Annotated in this window: 19 protein-coding genes; 13 read left to right on the forward strand and 6 right to left on the reverse strand. The window is 60.4% G+C overall.

What is annotated here, in order from left to right; genetic code table 11:
- Nucleotides 1-2 precede the first annotated feature (2 nt).
- Complete coding sequence (locus tag GGD53_RS12545; RefSeq protein ID WP_184456361.1) at nt 3-1,676, forward strand: response regulator; 1,674 nt, start codon at nt 3-5, stop codon at nt 1,674-1,676.
- 61 nt (nt 1,677-1,737) lie between these two features.
- Here the strand turns inward: GGD53_RS12545 and GGD53_RS12550 are convergent, their stop codons facing one another.
- Nucleotides 1,738-2,220 carry a hypothetical protein gene (locus tag GGD53_RS12550; RefSeq protein WP_184456363.1) on the reverse strand — a complete coding sequence of 161 codons (483 nt, stop codon included), beginning with the start codon at nt 2,218-2,220 and terminating at the stop codon, nt 1,738-1,740.
- Between the two features lie 301 nt (nt 2,221-2,521).
- On the opposite strand from GGD53_RS12550, the gene treZ reads away from it, so the two are divergent.
- The 6 genes from treZ to GGD53_RS12580 all read left to right on the forward strand — a co-directional run bounded on the left by treZ (nt 2,522) and on the right by GGD53_RS12580 (nt 7,289).
- Nucleotides 2,522-4,303 carry a malto-oligosyltrehalose trehalohydrolase gene (gene treZ / locus GGD53_RS12555; protein ID WP_184456365.1) on the forward strand — a complete coding sequence of 594 codons (1,782 nt, stop codon included), beginning with the start codon at nt 2,522-2,524 and terminating at the stop codon, nt 4,301-4,303.
- 13 nt (nt 4,304-4,316) lie between these two features.
- Nucleotides 4,317-6,245, forward strand: coding sequence for a 4-alpha-glucanotransferase (gene malQ, locus GGD53_RS12560; RefSeq protein ID WP_184456367.1), 1,929 nt, complete (start codon nt 4,317-4,319; stop codon nt 6,243-6,245).
- A gap of 192 nt (nt 6,246-6,437) precedes the next feature.
- Nucleotides 6,438-6,653 (forward strand): hypothetical protein, encoded by a 216-nt coding sequence (locus GGD53_RS12565; protein ID WP_184456369.1) that lies wholly within the window; start codon nt 6,438-6,440, stop codon nt 6,651-6,653.
- 10 nt (nt 6,654-6,663) lie between these two features.
- Nucleotides 6,664-6,846, forward strand: coding sequence for a hypothetical protein (locus GGD53_RS12570; RefSeq protein WP_184456371.1), 183 nt, complete (start codon nt 6,664-6,666; stop codon nt 6,844-6,846).
- A 9-nt stretch (nt 6,847-6,855) separates the two neighbouring features.
- The gene (locus GGD53_RS12575) at nt 6,856-7,044 is read left to right on the forward strand and encodes a hypothetical protein (RefSeq protein WP_064812628.1); all 189 of its coding nucleotides are present in this window, start codon (nt 6,856-6,858) and stop codon (nt 7,042-7,044) included.
- A gap of 83 nt (nt 7,045-7,127) precedes the next feature.
- Complete coding sequence (locus GGD53_RS12580) at nt 7,128-7,289, forward strand: hypothetical protein (protein WP_164517833.1); 162 nt, start codon at nt 7,128-7,130, stop codon at nt 7,287-7,289.
- 89 nt (nt 7,290-7,378) lie between these two features.
- On the opposite strand, the gene GGD53_RS12585 is transcribed toward GGD53_RS12580, so the two are convergent.
- The 4 genes from GGD53_RS12585 to GGD53_RS12600 form a co-directional block, all read right to left on the reverse strand.
- Nucleotides 7,379-7,612, reverse strand: coding sequence for a hypothetical protein (locus GGD53_RS12585; protein ID WP_184456373.1), 234 nt, complete (start codon nt 7,610-7,612; stop codon nt 7,379-7,381).
- A 182-nt stretch (nt 7,613-7,794) separates the two neighbouring features.
- Nucleotides 7,795-8,043, reverse strand: a complete 249-nt coding sequence (locus GGD53_RS12590) for a hypothetical protein (RefSeq protein ID WP_184456375.1) — start codon at nt 8,041-8,043, stop codon at nt 7,795-7,797.
- Nucleotides 8,044-8,190: 147 nt separating this feature from the next.
- On the reverse strand, nt 8,191-8,451 hold the full coding sequence (locus tag GGD53_RS12595; protein WP_184456377.1) for a DUF982 domain-containing protein: 261 nt from the start codon (nt 8,449-8,451) through the stop codon (nt 8,191-8,193).
- 96 nt (nt 8,452-8,547) lie between these two features.
- Nucleotides 8,548-8,697 carry a hypothetical protein gene (locus tag GGD53_RS12600; RefSeq protein WP_184456379.1) on the reverse strand — a complete coding sequence of 50 codons (150 nt, stop codon included), beginning with the start codon at nt 8,695-8,697 and terminating at the stop codon, nt 8,548-8,550.
- A gap of 196 nt (nt 8,698-8,893) precedes the next feature.
- Between GGD53_RS12600 and GGD53_RS12605 the strand changes: the two genes are divergently transcribed.
- The 4 genes from GGD53_RS12605 (at nt 8,894) to GGD53_RS12620 (ending at nt 10,421) form a co-directional block, all read left to right on the forward strand.
- The gene (locus GGD53_RS12605; RefSeq protein ID WP_184456381.1) at nt 8,894-9,301 is read left to right on the forward strand and encodes a hypothetical protein; all 408 of its coding nucleotides are present in this window, start codon (nt 8,894-8,896) and stop codon (nt 9,299-9,301) included.
- A 67-nt stretch (nt 9,302-9,368) separates the two neighbouring features.
- A complete protein-coding gene (locus tag GGD53_RS12610) occupies nt 9,369-9,617 on the forward strand; it encodes a hypothetical protein (RefSeq protein ID WP_184456383.1) in 249 nt (82 codons plus the stop codon).
- 207 nt (nt 9,618-9,824) lie between these two features.
- Entirely contained in the window at nt 9,825-10,055 is a 231-nt protein-coding gene (locus tag GGD53_RS12615; RefSeq protein ID WP_184456385.1) for a hypothetical protein, read from the forward strand.
- Nucleotides 10,056-10,157: 102 nt separating this feature from the next.
- A complete protein-coding gene (locus GGD53_RS12620) occupies nt 10,158-10,421 on the forward strand; it encodes a hypothetical protein (RefSeq protein ID WP_184456387.1) in 264 nt (87 codons plus the stop codon).
- A 3-nt stretch (nt 10,422-10,424) separates the two neighbouring features.
- Here GGD53_RS12620 and GGD53_RS12625 read toward each other — a convergent pair whose 3' ends face one another.
- Nucleotides 10,425-11,516: a LacI family DNA-binding transcriptional regulator gene (locus GGD53_RS12625; protein ID WP_184456389.1), complete on the reverse strand. Its 1,092-nt coding sequence runs from the start codon at nt 11,514-11,516 to the stop codon at nt 10,425-10,427.
- Nucleotides 11,517-11,695: 179 nt separating this feature from the next.
- Between GGD53_RS12625 and GGD53_RS12630 the strand changes: the two genes are divergently transcribed.
- Nucleotides 11,696-12,523: an ABC transporter substrate-binding protein gene (locus tag GGD53_RS12630; protein ID WP_184456391.1), complete on the forward strand. Its 828-nt coding sequence runs from the start codon at nt 11,696-11,698 to the stop codon at nt 12,521-12,523.
- Between the two features lie 76 nt (nt 12,524-12,599).
- Nucleotides 12,600-14,135: an amino acid ABC transporter permease/ATP-binding protein gene (locus GGD53_RS32125; RefSeq protein WP_184456393.1), complete on the forward strand. Its 1,536-nt coding sequence runs from the start codon at nt 12,600-12,602 to the stop codon at nt 14,133-14,135.
- Nucleotides 14,136-14,162 lie beyond the last annotated feature (27 nt).

A 14,162-nucleotide genomic window follows, 5' to 3' on the forward strand; every position in this document is an offset into this window, starting at 1 on the left:
ACATGAACCCCGTCAACATCCTCCTCGTCGACGACCAGCCCGCCAAGCTCCTGAGCTATGAGGTCATTCTCGAAGAGCTCGAGGAAAATCTGATCAAGGCGCAGTCTGCGCGCGAAGCTTTCGAGCATCTCCTGCGAAGCGAGATCGCCGTGATCCTCGTCGACGTCTGCATGCCCGAGCAGGACGGATTCGAGCTCGTCGGCATGATCCGCCAGCACCCGCGCTATCAGAACACGCCGATCATCTTCGTCTCCGCCGTGATGCTGGCCGAACCCGACCGGTTACGCGGCTACGCGGTCGGCGCAGTCGATTACGTCTCCGTCCCGATCGTGCCCGAGGTGCTGAGGGCCAAAGTCAGGGTCTTTGCCGATCTCTACAGAAAGACGCGGGAACTCGAACGTCTAAATGCCGAGCTGGAGGCGAGGGTGCACCAGCGAACCGCCGAACTCGAAACCTCGGCCGCGCAGCTGCGTCAGCTGAATGAGGAGCTGGAGCACCGCATCGATCAAAGGACGCGCGAGCGCGAGGAGGCGCTGGCGCAGCTGTTCGAAGCGCAGAAGCTCGATACGATCGGCCACCTGACGGGTGGCGTGGCGCATGATTTCAACAATCTTCTGATGGCGGTGCTCGGCAGCCTCAGTCTGCTCAAGAAGCGACTTCCCGCCGATGAACGCAGCGAACGCCTGGTGACGAATGCCATCCAGGCCGCCGAGCGCGGGACGGCGCTCACCCAGCGCCTGCTTGCCTTCGCTCGCCGACAGGAGCTGAAGCCGCAGGCGGTCGATTTTCTCCGCCTGTTCGAAAACATCGAGGATCTGCTCGCCAAGGCGGTCGGACCGCGGGTCGAGATCCGAAAGCGCATCCCTGCGGATCTGGAGCCGCTGCTGGTGGACAGCAATCAGCTGGAATTGGCGCTGCTCAACTTGTTCGTCAATGCGCGGGATGCGCTCGAAAGCGGCGGTGCGGTGACGGTCGCCGCGGCGGCGGAGGAGACCCGGCCGGCCGGTCTTGCAGGTGGGAATTACATCAAGATATCGGTGTCGGACGATGGCGAAGGGATGGACGAGGCGACAGTCCTGCGCGCCGCCGAGCCATTCTTCACCACGAAGGGGATAGGCAAAGGCACCGGTCTGGGCCTGTCGATGGTGCACGGCCTGGCGGCGCAATCGGGCGGTTCCATCCAGATTTCGAGTACAAGAGGCAAGGGCACAACCGTCTCGCTCTGGCTGCCCGTCGCGCAGAGCATTGCCAAGGCGCAGCCGGCGGTCGTGCCTGCCGCCGCTGAACCTTCGAAGGCGGTCTCGCGATCGCTCGCCATCCTCGTCGTCGACGACGATGCGCTCGTCAGGACCGGAACCGTGGCAATGCTGGAGGATCTGGGACACCTGCCGCGGGAGGCAGCTTCCGCTACCCAGGCCCTGGAATTCCTCGCCGGCGGACAGGAGTGTGATCTCGTCATCACCGATCATGCCATGCCGGGCATGACGGGCGCCGAGCTCGCGCGCCACCTTCGTTCAGCCTTCCCCAACCTGCCCGTTATCCTCGCCTCCGGCTATGTCGAGCTCGCCGAAGATCAAGGGCTCGGCCGGATGCTCAGGATGGCGAAGCCGTTCACGCAAGAGCAGCTCCAGGCGGCCATGGACGAGGCGCTGAGGGACAAGGTCGCGGCGGCGTGATGATCGAGGCGCGGCGGCTTTGGGAGAGCTGGACTGGTTGGAGCAGGGTCAGTACCATTTCTTAATTGCCTCCCTCCCAGGAGAGGATCAGAAAATACGAAAAGCTGTCAATTTTACTGTCCTTTGGATTGATGGCCAAAGCCGCCTCCTCAAAATTCCTGGCCCCGCCCAGGATATAGACTGTTTTGCATCTTCCGAGAGTATCTACCGACTGATTGCAAAATATTAAGTGTCGATTTTTGATGTCCAATTCTTCATTTATAGTTTTACGAACGTCTGACAATATTTCCTTTGCGTGGATGTCTGGATTTCTAATATACGAAGCGCCGTCAAAATTTAAGCTCTTGGCAATCATCAACGTCCGTTTGTTGCCATCGCATTGCATGACGAGCGATGCGTCTAATGAAGTTTTTCCAAAACCTGGACAGTTAGTGGCGACGGAATCGAGCGACTTTATAGAAAAGCTCTCTGGCAATGCAGGCGTATACAGCCCGACTGCAAGCAAAATTGATACAAAGCTGAAGGCGTGAGGCGCTGCTGTCATCTTTGCATCCACACTCGATTAATCCGCGACATAACGCGCATATCATATTTGGGACTGGTTTGGCGCTGAAATCGCGGCCTTTACATCGCATGAATCACAAGCGCGTTGCAAACGGAAGACGAAAAGCTCGTCTTTCGTCCGCGTGAATCCTTCACGATCAACGAGATGACGTCGCGGCTAAATTCAGACTTGCGCCGCCCGCTGATCAGGTCTCACTCGCTTGCTGCGCTCCACCCCAGGCGAAACTTTTTGCCCTGACAAAAGTTACTCAAACCCATCTCACCTCACCGAAGGCTTTCCTTTGACCAAAACGATGTTCGGCCCCGCGTTCACCGAAGATGGCGTCCTGTTTCGCCTGTGGGCCCCCCTGCATGAAAGCGTTTCGTTGAAAATCGAAGGCTCTGATCCGCGCCCGATGCAAGCGGCTAAAGATGGCTGGCATCAGTGCACGGTCGCGGATGCCGGCCCTGGTACGCAGTATCGCTTCATACTGCCGGACGGTCTTCAAATTCCCGACCCTGCTTCGCGCTTCCAGCCGCAGGATGTGCATGGTCCGAGCGAAGTGGTCGACCTTGCTGCCTATCGCTGGAGCACGCGCGAATGGGCCGGCCGGCCCTGGGAGGAGATGGTCATCTACGAACTGCATATCGGCTGCTTCACACCGCAGGGGACTTTCAAGGCCGCGATCGAGCGTCTCGACCATCTGCGGGAGCTGGGCGTCACGGCGCTGCAGATCATGCCGCTCAGCGACTTCCCGGGCCGCTACAACTGGGGCTATGACGGCGTGCTTCCCTATGCGCCCGATAGCAGTTACGGCCGGGCGGAAGATCTCATGGCGCTGGTGGATGCGGCGCACGAACGTGGCATTTCGGTCTTCCTCGACGCCGTCTACAACCACTTCGGGCCGGACGGGAACTACATCCCCTCCTACGCGCCGCTCTTTACCGATCATCACAGGACGCCTTGGGGCCACGGCATCAATTATGACGGCGACGGCTCTGAGATGATCCGCGAATTCATCATCGAGAACGCCATCTATTGGATCAGCGAGTTCAGGCTCGACGGTTTTCGCTTCGACGCCGTCCACGCCATCAAGGATGACAGTTCTGAGCATCTTCTTCACGCGCTGGCCCGCCGCGTCAGGGCTGCGGCCGGTGATCGGCGTGTTCATCTGATCGTGGAAAACGAGGAGAATGACAGCGACCTTCTGAAACGTGACGCAGACGGCGAGGCGAGGCTGTTCACGGCCCAATGGAACGACGATATCCACCATGTGCTGCATATCACCGCCACGGGTGAAACCTTCGGCTACTATGCCGATTATACCGGTGATGCCGGCGAGCTCGGCCGGGCGCTGACGGAAGGCTTCGTATTTCAGGGCGAGCACATGCCGTATCGCGGCGAAAGCCGAGGCAGGCCGAGCGGCCACTTGCCGCCCACCGCCTTCGTGTCCTTTATCCAGAACCATGACCAGATCGGCAACCGGGCGCTGGGGGACCGGATCATGGCTTCGAGCCCGACGGATGCCGTCAAGGCCGTCACATCAATCTACCTGCTGGCACCTGAGATACCGATGCTGTTCATGGGCGAGGAATGGCGTGCGCGAGAGCCTTTCCCGTTTTTCTGCGATTTTGACGGGGATATGAACGAGAAGGTCAGGAAGGGCAGGCGTGAGGAGCTTTCGCGCCTGCCGGGCTTCGATGTTGACGAGCATCTCGACCCGACGGCGCCGTCGACCTTTGCGGCCGCCAAGCTCGACTGGTCGAAACGCGCCTCATCGGAAATGCTTGAATTCTACAGGACGCTTCTCGACCTCCGACATCGACGGATCGTACCCCTGCTGAAAGGCGCCGGCGGCGGAAACGGGGTCTATCGCTCGGCAGTTGCAACGCTCGCGGTGGATTGGGCCCTGGCCGGTGGCCGGCGCCTTCATCTGGATGCCAATCTCGGCGGCGAGGCGGCGCCGCTTCTCCAGCGGCGCGACGAAAGCGAAATAATCTTCCGCCTCGGCCGCAGCGATGGAGGCCGACTGGCGCCCTGGACGGTGATCTGGAGCATCTCGAAAGGTGAGGGCCTGACATGAAGGCGATCGGACGATGAAATCCGCCGAACTCGACAGGCTCGTCCGGCAATACGGGATCAGCCCGACCAGGCCCAGTCCCGGCGATCGCGAGGTGGCGATTTCCGCCGACACCAAACGCAAGATACTCTCGGCTTTGGAAGTCGAGCTGTCGGGAACCGCACGTCGCGAGACATCTGCACCGCGACGGGAGCAGCAGCCGGAGTGGACGGATAAGACGATCCCTAAGTCATTTCTGCCGGACTTCCTCTTCAAGACACGCATCTGGGGGATTAGCCTGCAGCTTTACGAACTGCGTTCGGCGCGAAACTGGGGCATCGGAGATTGCGAGGATCTGTCCGATGTGGCCGACCTGGCGGGGAAGCTTGGCGCTGATTTCATCGGCCTCAATCCGCTTCACGCACCATTTCTTGCCGATCCCGATCGCTGCAGCCCCTATGAACCTTCAAGCCGTCAGCATCTCAACCCGCTCTATATCGCGGTCGACCGATTGCCAGGTTTTGTCAGTAGTGCCGAACTCGAACGGCAACTGGAGGGGCTTCGCCGAAGCGACCTCGTCGATTATGCCGGAGTTGCGAGGGCCAAGCTTGGAGCTCTGCGGGACCTCTGGCGCGCCTGGCTGCAGGCGGGCGCAACCGATGAAACCTATGAAACCTATGATCCTGTTGATTTCGATGCCTTCGTCACGCGAGGCGGCGACAGCTTGCGGCGCCACGCGCTCTTTGAATGTCTTTCGCTTTCCATGGCGGAACGCGGGGCAGGCGCCGGCTGGCGGGGGTGGCCGGCAGATTTCCGGCGCTCTGACAGTGCCGCCGTCGCTGAATTCGAGCGCAGGCATGCGGACGAGGTCCGCTTCCATATGTGGTTGCAGTGGCTCGCCCACCGGCAGTTGCTGCAGGTAGCGGACCGAGCGCGCGACGCCGGCCTGCGGATCGGGCTTTATCTCGATCTCGCCGTGGGTGAGGCGGTCGACGGATCGGCGACATGGAGCGAGCCGGATGTCTATATTTCGAAAGCGACCATCGGCAGCCCTCCCGATCCGTTCGCCATAGAGGGGCAGGACTGGCATCTTGCCGGATATCTGCCTTCCGCGATCGCTGCGGGAGACGGCTCGCCTTACCGGCGCATGTTAAGCGCCGCCATGCGCTATGCCGGTGCGATCCGTATCGATCACGCCCCGGCGCTCCGGCGCCTCTTTCTGGTGCCGCTCGGCAGCAGGCCGGATGGCGGCGCCTATGTCCGCTACCCCCAGCATCGGCTTCTGCAGATCCTGGCCGAGACGTCCGCGGAGCATCGATGCCTCGTCATCGGTGAAGCGTTGGGAATGATTCCACCGGATTTGCCTGACGAACTGGCGGCGGCGCAGATTCTTTCGTATCGCATTCTCTCCTATGAACAGGACGAGAAAGGCTTCAAGCCGCCGGATGCCTATCCCGTTTTCGGCCTGACCTGCATTTCGACGCACGACCATCAGACGCTTGCCGGCTGGTGGCGCAGCGCCGACATCCAGGATCGCCGCGACCACGGCATCGTGCCGCCCGATCTCACGGCAAAACATCTCCAGCACCGCCAGCGCGAGCGACGAAATCTCAAGGCGGCGCTCCGCGCTGCCGACATCGACGTGCCGGCTCGTCTCAGTGCAAGGGCAAGCCGGGAGACCTTGAGAGAATTGACCGTCAGCGCCTACCGCTTCATCGCCCGTACTCCGTCGCTTCTCGTCGCGGTTCGGCTTGCGGACCTGACCGACGAGAAAAGGCCCACCAATATCCCTGGCACGAGCGACAGCTACCCAAACTGGAAGCCGAAGCTGTCGGTTTCGTTGGAGGGGCTGGCGTCGAACCCTCTGCTGCATCGAATTACGGCGGCGATGCGGGAGGAAAGGCCACGGATTCACGCGGCAAGGGAACGACCAGGGAGCAGGCGGATTTCGAATAGACAGGGATAAGTGGTCGCCGAGATGAAAGCCAAAGACCGCTGGTCGAAGTCGCCGTAGAGACCGAGGAAGGACGGGCGCCGCTGGGCATCATGAACGCCCAGCAGGCATTGTCGTTCCCTGACGATCTCGATGTGACGGTATCGCATCCCGGAACCTCCACGGGCCTGGCGTGTTTGACTCCATAAATGGAAGGAGAAAATCATGGCACATGCCGACCGGAAACATATTGGCGCGGGCGCGAAGGGGAAGGGCGACGGAAGCGGCGCGATGACCAATCTCGACGAGGAAAAGCTTCCCGAGAACACGGTTCTTTCGAACCGCGACAAGACCCGGCATTCCAAAGAGCGCGGCCTCGACGGCAAGACTGTTCAGACCGAGCAATATTCGGATCACAGCGCCAATCGGAATCCTAAATGAGGACAAGGTGATGAGCAGCAGACTACCCCCCATTCCCGCCGACAACGTCAGCAATAAGGGAGCCGGCAAGCCGGTGCGGACCGAGGCAGAGGATTCCGCGATGGCAGGCGGCAGCGAAAACCCTGAAAAGAAGGGTCAACAAGGAAACACCAAAGTCAACACAACCCATCAGGGTTACCAGCAGGACAGGTAGGAGGCATCGATGTCTACCTCGAAGAAGAGCCCGTCGACTATCCGCCAGGGCGGCCCAGGCGCATCCCACGAAAACGCCAAGGCGCCGCTCGAGATACCGAAACCGGCAGCCGAGCCGGATAGACGTACGCGAAGCAAGGTTTCCGGCGGCGGCGGCGAGCATGATCGCCACCACACCCACGACGCAAGAGAGAAGTGAGGGACAGACCTGGCGGTGGAACCTGATGAGCCCAAGGCACGAGGTCCACCGCTTCACATGATCAACATGACGGAAAACAGACCATGACGACCGCATTCATCCTTGTTGCACTGGCTCTCATCGTCATCTACGCCGGCCCGACATTGCTTTACATCTGCGTCGGTTATGCTGACTACATGATCGAACGGCGCCGGCATTTGCTGGCTGTAAAACACGCGGTAAAGCGTCGCAGCGACGAGCTTTAGCTGTCCGGTTGACGGCGGGCCAGGATTTCATTCACGCTTTGGGACGCCGATATCTTCGGCCGCCGCCGATATCTTCGGCCGCCGCAGTGTCACTCGATTTCGTCGGCACGCTGGGTGATCGCGAAGTCCTGAAGGATGCCGGCCTTTTCAGGATCGTTGCCGGCATGTGCAATAAGAGCGTAGAAGGCCGCCCGAACGATCTCTTTCTTGGTGGCCTGCGGATGCGATTTCATCACGGCCCTGATCAGCTGCTTCGGTGTGATATCGGCTCGCGTTTCCTTCAGGATGGCCTCGCCGAGCTCCTTCAGATCCTGTTCTTTCATCCGATTTCCACCGGACCCTTGTGTCCGATTTTCTTGAGATCATGATGAGGCAGAATGCGCTGCTTTACTTCCTAGATCGCCACCGCGACGCCTCTCCTTGGCGGCCGCGGCCGCCCTGGCCCGGGACAGTAGGCCTTTATCTGCGCGTTTGCGCAAGAGAGATTCCAGCTTTCGAACAGACGTTAGTGGATCGACTGCGATGTCGGAGCGTTGATCTTGAGCAGATCCGGAGCGGGAAACATCTCGATCAATCCTGCGGCGAGGTCGTCGACATCGGTCTTGCCGTCATTGAAGAGCTGGATGGCGGCGCTGCACAGGATCTGGCTGTCGTGTTCGCTCACCGAGACGCCGAAATGGCGATACCAGCTCATGACGGCCTTCGACAGGCATCTGAAATCCTGCGATAATATCGGTCTGTAGAAAATCGCCATGAACGCCCGCCACGATTGCCGCTTAATGTCGTCGCCCCTCACTCAATCAAGATAATGCCCGCCCTGTTTGATACCAAGCCGCTTGTTTCCTTGGTGCGTTAGCGCACGGACCAGCTGTTTCGAGAGCCGTGCCGAGCCTTGCTTGCCTCAGGCAAGGACACCCGCGGCAATGGCGGCCTGGATGAAACGTTGGCGCGCCAGTTCGGCGCTTCCGCGTCGGCGAAGCGCATCGACGCAGCGCCGCTTCGCTTCGAAATAACCGCCGCCCCGAACCTTGGACCAGCGATGGTTCAGGACGTCGAGTGCCGCGTCCGGACCTTCTATGCGCTGCTGCTCGCTTTCCGCGGTGCGGATGAAAACCGGATATTGCCAAACCAGGTGGAAATCGACCTCGATGACGTCAGCCATGATATGATCCACTAGGCCATGGCAGGGTTGTTCCTGTTCGAAGAGGAACTCCTGCCTGGTGCCACCGGATTCCGGAACAATGTCCGCCGCCTCTTGTTACTTGCGCGACAGGCGAATGACGAAATAGCCGGAGGATTCGATGAGGCGGAGCGTGGGACTGGGGCTGGTTTTGGCCATCGCGCTGACGGGCTGCACCAGCCCCGGCAGCCACTCATCGGCGGGCTTGGCCCCAATTCCAGGCAGCATCACCTATCACGGGCAACCGCGTACAAAGCTGACGAAATCGCCGGTCGGTTCATCTTTTCCGCACACCTTCACGGATCAATGGGGGCGGCAAGTCGAGGAGATCTACATTATCCGGCCCGACCGGGGTTTGCTTATTGCCGACCGCCATTACCGACCGGTTTTTTCGCTCGATAACGACTAGAGAGGAAACCTGATCATGCCGCGCCGCAAGAACACTGTGGGGACGACGCTCGATACCGAAGGAGCCAAGATCGGCGAACCGGTTCCGAAAGCGATCGTCGATATCAACACCGCCTCTGTCGGGGTCCCCCGTCAGGCCGAGGACGACTTGCGGACAGAATTGAGCGCTCTGCGGCAACAGGTTGATAGGCTACAACAACAGGTCATCAGTGCCGGGCGTTCGGCGAAGAGCGGCGCCGGAAAAGCGGTCCGCGAGACCGAGGATTTGGTGAAGCATTATCCGATTTCGACGTTTGCTCTCATGGCTGCTGTCGCGGGTTTGTTGGTGTTTGTCTCACGTCAACTCTCCCCACCGCGCCACCGTGAGCCGTCGGCCTTACGAGATCTCAGGTATTTTTACGACAGGATGCGCGAGCGGATCTGACTAGATTTAGGATTGCCAGCATTCCGATTCTGCCTAACTCTCTCTGTTGGGCAAGGAGGGAAAATGCATGCTCGACGTCCTTATACGAAGCGCTCTCGATATTGTGCGGCGCGCGGAGCGTTTGATCGAAGCGGCGAGAGGGCTGCTTGACAGGCATGATCTTGGTGAGTCCGAGAGATATGAACTCGATTATGAGATCGAGCGGCTGAGTGACGCGGTTCTTGCGGTGGAGGAGGCCGTCCGGTCGCTCGCGCGCAGGAGCGAACGCTGGCCGCAGGCCGCTCGTGTCCATGCGTTACAGACGACATTGCACTAATTGCGTGACTTTCGCAGGCGCTCGTCGCCTCTGTAAGCACCTGTTTTACAAGAGTTTTTTTAACGCGCAATAGCGTGTCACGCCGATGTCACGCGACCATGGAAGCAATATATGCTTGATTGGGCCGCTCAGCGCTTATGATTTCCGGCCGGATGCACTGAAACAGGGGGACGAGGGACAGGGCGCTGTTATCGTTGGGGCATCGCGATGACTTTGAAAACCTCCGGGCAAATCTCCGAGCCCGACGAATTTATATTTCCGGTTCACACCCGGACGATTGCTGAGATACGCTATGATATTCTCAACCAGGTCATGACGGTCGTCTATCACGACGGCCGCTCGCGCACGACAACCGGTATACAAGGTCCGGCCATGCTGAGGATCCTCGCCCAGCGTCCGCTGGAGCGTTCCCCGTTTCTTTTGCAGACGGTGATCTGATCGAGAGCGCCGGCGCGTTCCGCCGCTAAATCGTCTTGGTGGTGCATCCATTTCGGGGGAGCTGCGTTCATCCTGGGTAGCCAGACCATGAAGGGAACGCCGATGACCTTTCCTCCGCCAAAAGCCGAGGCTCCCGCTCAGCGCTTCGAAGAAGCGAGCGCTGCTGCGCGCGACGCTTTGGAGAAGCTGATCGCCGCCGCCAATGAAGCCGGATGGGGAACCGACGAAATCTCGGTCGCATTCCTCGAGGCGGCGCGGTTTCTAACCGAAGCAAACAGAAAAGATCCCGATCCTGCCGACGACCCGGTGATTAGCGACGTGCCAGGCAAGCGGGAGCAGATTGGCCACGGTGAGCTTTTCGATTAGACGTCAATTCACATCCCGCTTAGGGCCAAGTCCACCAATCCTTGCGACGGAGCTGCGTATCACGAGGCTCGTGCTGACCCGCAGCCGTTCCACGGCAAGGGGGATCTGTTCGATGCGGGCGACGAGCCGCTCGCCAGCGAGTTTGCCCATCTCGTAGACGCGCTGGTCGACGACGGTAATTGGCGGGACGGTAACGCTTGTCCAATCGGCATCCAGGAAAGAAATCATCGAGATATCGTCGGGAATTGAGAGGCCGAGTGATTGCAGCGACTTGAAGACGCGCAGCCCCACCAGGCTATCCGATGCGAGGATCGCCGTTGGCGGGGATGAATTCGAGAGCAGGCGTTTGATCACGGCGTCCGTCTGCGGTTGGTTCGTCGCGCCGAGCCGCACGTAGTGAAGGGGGTTGGGCAAGCCTGCCTCCGTCAGGACGCTCACGAAGCCCTCCACGCGTTCACGCACGGCAGAATTCGATATCCGGGCGATATCGAGTCCGCCATCCTCGACGTCCATGGCCGAAACGTAAGCGAGATGTCGATGTCCTGCCTCGACCATAAACCGGGCGGCGGCGATGGCGGCCTCGCGGTCATCGCCGGTCACGGCGTCGACACCGAGCTCCGGGATACTCCTGTCGAAGAGGACCAGCGGCATGCCGGCGCGGCCGACGTGCCGGAGATGGTCGATGCTGTCGCAGCGGGCGGGCGTCACGATCAAGCCATCGACACGCTTGCCGATCAGGAGGTCGACGGCTGATTTCTCCGCGTCAAGCTTCTCGCCCGAATTGGAAATGATCACGTTGAAGCCGGCGAGCCGAGCCGCATCGCTGATACCACGCACCGCCAGACTGAAGAAGGCGTTTTCGATATCGCCGACGACGATCCCGATGATGCCGGACCGGCCGGTGCTCATGCTGCGCGCAAGTTCGTTCGGCCGGTATTCGAGTGCGGCCGCCGCCGCCATGACCTGATCCTTGATCTTACCGCTGACGACGCCGTAGCCGCCGAGCACGCGGGCGGCCGTCGCTTTCGACACTCGTGCCGCCTTCGCGACGTCGGCGACCGTGACTGGACGTTTCGGAGCAGCGGAATCTTCCATGCCGCAGCACTACAAGAGTTATTGACGGCCGGTCAATTGACAGTTATCAATTATGTGGTGAGACCGGTCTCTTTTTGATAGAGACCGGTATCTCTGCAGATCGTGTTGCCGCGGAAGGGCGGCAAGCGGGTAAACAGATAAGCCGGCAAGAGCATCACCTTTCAGAGCGGAGAACGAGCATGAAGCTTTTTGAGTCACTTTCGGCAGTCATTGCGCCTCTGCAAGCCGCCCTCGCGGCTTGCTTTCTGGCGATAGGAGTGGGTTTCGCAGCAGCGGCCGACAATCCCTACAATCTGATCGAGCCCGGCGTCATCAGCGTCGGCACGATGGGCGATGCCAAGCCCTATACATTTGCGACCGCGGATGGCCAATTCACCGGTTTCGACATCGAACTGTTTCTCAACGTCGTGTCCCGGCTTGGCTTTGCGAAAGACAAGGTGACGTTCACCGGTCAGGAATTTTCGGCGCTCCTGCCATCGGTGGCAAACGAGCGGTTCGACGTTGCCGTCGCCGCGATCGGAACCACCGAAGCCCGCAAGAAGACCGTCGACTTCTCCGACGGCTATCTCGCTGGTTATCTCTCCGTGTTGACGTCGGACGCCGCCATCAAGGACGCGGCCGGGCTGAAGGGCAAGCGGCTCGGCGTCGTGCAGGGAACCTTACAGGAAGTCTACGCCGCCAAGAATTTTGGCGAGACCGACCTCGTGAAATTTCCTGACAACAATTCCGCCGTCGCCGCACTCAACAACGGCACGATCGATGCGCATTTCCTCGACTACGAGGCCGCCAAGCAATATGGCGAGCGCTATCCCGCGCTGAAGGTCGCCGTCAACATCCCGTCCTTCGATGCACCGGCGGGCTTCGTGATCAGGCAGGGAAACGATGCCTTCCGCACGGCGCTGAACGGCGCCCTTCACGACGCGATGCAGGACGGAACCTGGAAGACGCTCTATGAGAAGTGGTTCCCCGGCTCACCGATGCCGGATCAATATCTCCCCAAGAAATGAGGCATCGGGCCGTCCGCAGAGGCGGACGGCCTAGTCTCGGCGGCTGCATGCCCGACAATGCCTCATGGGGATCACGATGAACTGGATAGACAATCTGCGCCGCAGCTTCCTCGATTGGAGCGCGATGGCGGACGTGCTGCCGAGCATGATCAGTGTCGGCCTGAAAAATACTTTGATCCTTGCCGCGGCCTCGACCGTGCTCGGCGTCGTCATCGGCATGGTTCTTGCCGTGATGGGCATCTCTCAGTCTCGCTGGCTGCGGCTGCCGGCGCGGATCTATACCGATATCTTTCGCGGGCTGCCGGCCATCGTCACGATCCTGATCATCGGCCAGGGCTTTGCCAGGATCGGACGGGATATCTTCGGCCCGTCGCCATTCCCGCTCGGCATACTGGCGCTCAGCCTGATTGCCGGCGCCTACATCGGCGAAATTTTTCGCTCGGGCATCCAAAGCGTCGAGCGCGGCCAGATGGAAGCCTGCCGGGCACTCAGCATGAGCTATGGGCAAGGCATGCGCCTGATCGTCATTCCGCAGGGTGTGCGGCGCGTGCTGCCGGCGCTGGTTAATCAGTTCATCGGCAACGTCAAGGATTCGAGCCTTGTTTATTTCCTAGGATTGCTCGCCTCCGAGCGGGAGATTTTCCGTGTCGGCCAAGACCAGGCGGTCGTGACCGGCAACCTGTCGCCACTGCTTCTGGCAGGTGTTTTCTACCTCGTGATCACCGTGCCGCTGACCCACTTCGTCAATTATATCGACGCGAGGCTGCGTCTAGGAAAACAGGGGCGCGGTCTCGGCCCCGCGAGCGGATTAGTTGAGGTGAGCGAGCTTGCTGCTGCAGGCACCTATTCCACCACCACCGCCGCCAGCGAGGACAGCCGGCATTTCCAGGGCGGAGCGCTGCAAATCCGGGATTTGAGCATGGCCTACGGCGAACTCGATGTTCTCAAGGGCGTCGATCTCGATATCGCCGCCGGGACGGTCACTTGCATCATCGGCCCTTCCGGCTCGGGAAAATCAACGCTGCTGCGTTGCATGAACAGGCTCGTCGAGCCGAAGAGTGGCGATATGCTGCTCGACGGCGAGAGCATCCTGGCAATGCGGCCGGAAAAGCTTCGTCGCCGTGTCGGCATGGTATTTCAGCACTTCAATCTGTTTCCCGATCACACCGCTCTCGAAAACGTCATGCTTGCACTGACGAAGATCAAGAAGATGTCGAGGCAGAAGGCGCGGCGCATCGCCGAGGCGCGTCTGGCGGATGTCGGTCTCGCCGCGCGCCGCGACCATCGACCGGCGGGCCTCTCCGGCGGGCAGCAACAAAGGGTGGCGATCGCGCGGGCGCTGGCCATGGATCCGGAGGTCATCCTGTTCGATGAGGTGACGAGCGCGCTTGATCCGGAACTGGTGAAGGGCGTGCTCGACCTGATGGCGACGCTCGGCCGCCAGGGCATGACGATGGCCGTCGTGACGCATGAGATGGGGTTTGCCCGCCGCGTCGCCGACCAGGTGGTCTTCATGGATGAGGGCCGTATCGTCGAAGCCGGCTCACCGCAGCAAATTTTCGACAATCCGCAAAGCGAACGGCTGAAGCGCTTCCTTGCGGAAGTGCTCTGAGGCGCCAGCCGTAAGGCGTGCAAATTC

Source organism: Rhizobium aethiopicum, assembly GCF_014197535.1.
GTDB lineage: Bacteria > Pseudomonadota > Alphaproteobacteria > Rhizobiales > Rhizobiaceae > Rhizobium > Rhizobium aethiopicum_A.

Excerpts from the sequence above, each read along its gene's own strand:
- GGD53_RS12545 (WP_184456361.1), top strand. The coding sequence starts at position 3 with ATGAACCCCGTCAACATCCTCCTCGTCGACGACCAGCCCGCCAAGCTC.
- GGD53_RS12550 (WP_184456363.1), bottom strand. The coding sequence starts at position 2,220 with ATGACAGCAGCGCCTCACGCCTTCAGCTTTGTATCAATTTTGCTTGCA.
- malQ (WP_184456367.1), top strand. The coding sequence starts at position 4,317 with ATGAAATCCGCCGAACTCGACAGGCTCGTCCGGCAATACGGGATCAGC.
- GGD53_RS12565 (WP_184456369.1), top strand. The coding sequence starts at position 6,438 with ATGGCACATGCCGACCGGAAACATATTGGCGCGGGCGCGAAGGGGAAG.
- GGD53_RS12570 (WP_184456371.1), top strand. The coding sequence starts at position 6,664 with ATGAGCAGCAGACTACCCCCCATTCCCGCCGACAACGTCAGCAATAAG.
- GGD53_RS12575 (WP_064812628.1), top strand. The coding sequence starts at position 6,856 with ATGTCTACCTCGAAGAAGAGCCCGTCGACTATCCGCCAGGGCGGCCCA.
- GGD53_RS12580 (WP_164517833.1), top strand. The coding sequence starts at position 7,128 with ATGACGACCGCATTCATCCTTGTTGCACTGGCTCTCATCGTCATCTAC.
- GGD53_RS12585 (WP_184456373.1), bottom strand. The coding sequence starts at position 7,612 with ATGAAAGAACAGGATCTGAAGGAGCTCGGCGAGGCCATCCTGAAGGAA.
- GGD53_RS12590 (WP_184456375.1), bottom strand. The coding sequence starts at position 8,043 with ATGGCGATTTTCTACAGACCGATATTATCGCAGGATTTCAGATGCCTG.
- GGD53_RS12595 (WP_184456377.1), bottom strand. The coding sequence starts at position 8,451 with ATGGCTGACGTCATCGAGGTCGATTTCCACCTGGTTTGGCAATATCCG.
- GGD53_RS12600 (WP_184456379.1), bottom strand. The coding sequence starts at position 8,697 with ATGCTGCCTGGAATTGGGGCCAAGCCCGCCGATGAGTGGCTGCCGGGG.
- GGD53_RS12605 (WP_184456381.1), top strand. The coding sequence starts at position 8,894 with ATGCCGCGCCGCAAGAACACTGTGGGGACGACGCTCGATACCGAAGGA.
- GGD53_RS12610 (WP_184456383.1), top strand. The coding sequence starts at position 9,369 with ATGCTCGACGTCCTTATACGAAGCGCTCTCGATATTGTGCGGCGCGCG.
- GGD53_RS12615 (WP_184456385.1), top strand. The coding sequence starts at position 9,825 with ATGACTTTGAAAACCTCCGGGCAAATCTCCGAGCCCGACGAATTTATA.
- GGD53_RS12620 (WP_184456387.1), top strand. The coding sequence starts at position 10,158 with ATGACCTTTCCTCCGCCAAAAGCCGAGGCTCCCGCTCAGCGCTTCGAA.
- GGD53_RS12625 (WP_184456389.1), bottom strand. The coding sequence starts at position 11,516 with ATGGAAGATTCCGCTGCTCCGAAACGTCCAGTCACGGTCGCCGACGTC.
- GGD53_RS12630 (WP_184456391.1), top strand. The coding sequence starts at position 11,696 with ATGAAGCTTTTTGAGTCACTTTCGGCAGTCATTGCGCCTCTGCAAGCC.
- GGD53_RS32125 (WP_184456393.1), top strand. The coding sequence starts at position 12,600 with ATGAACTGGATAGACAATCTGCGCCGCAGCTTCCTCGATTGGAGCGCG.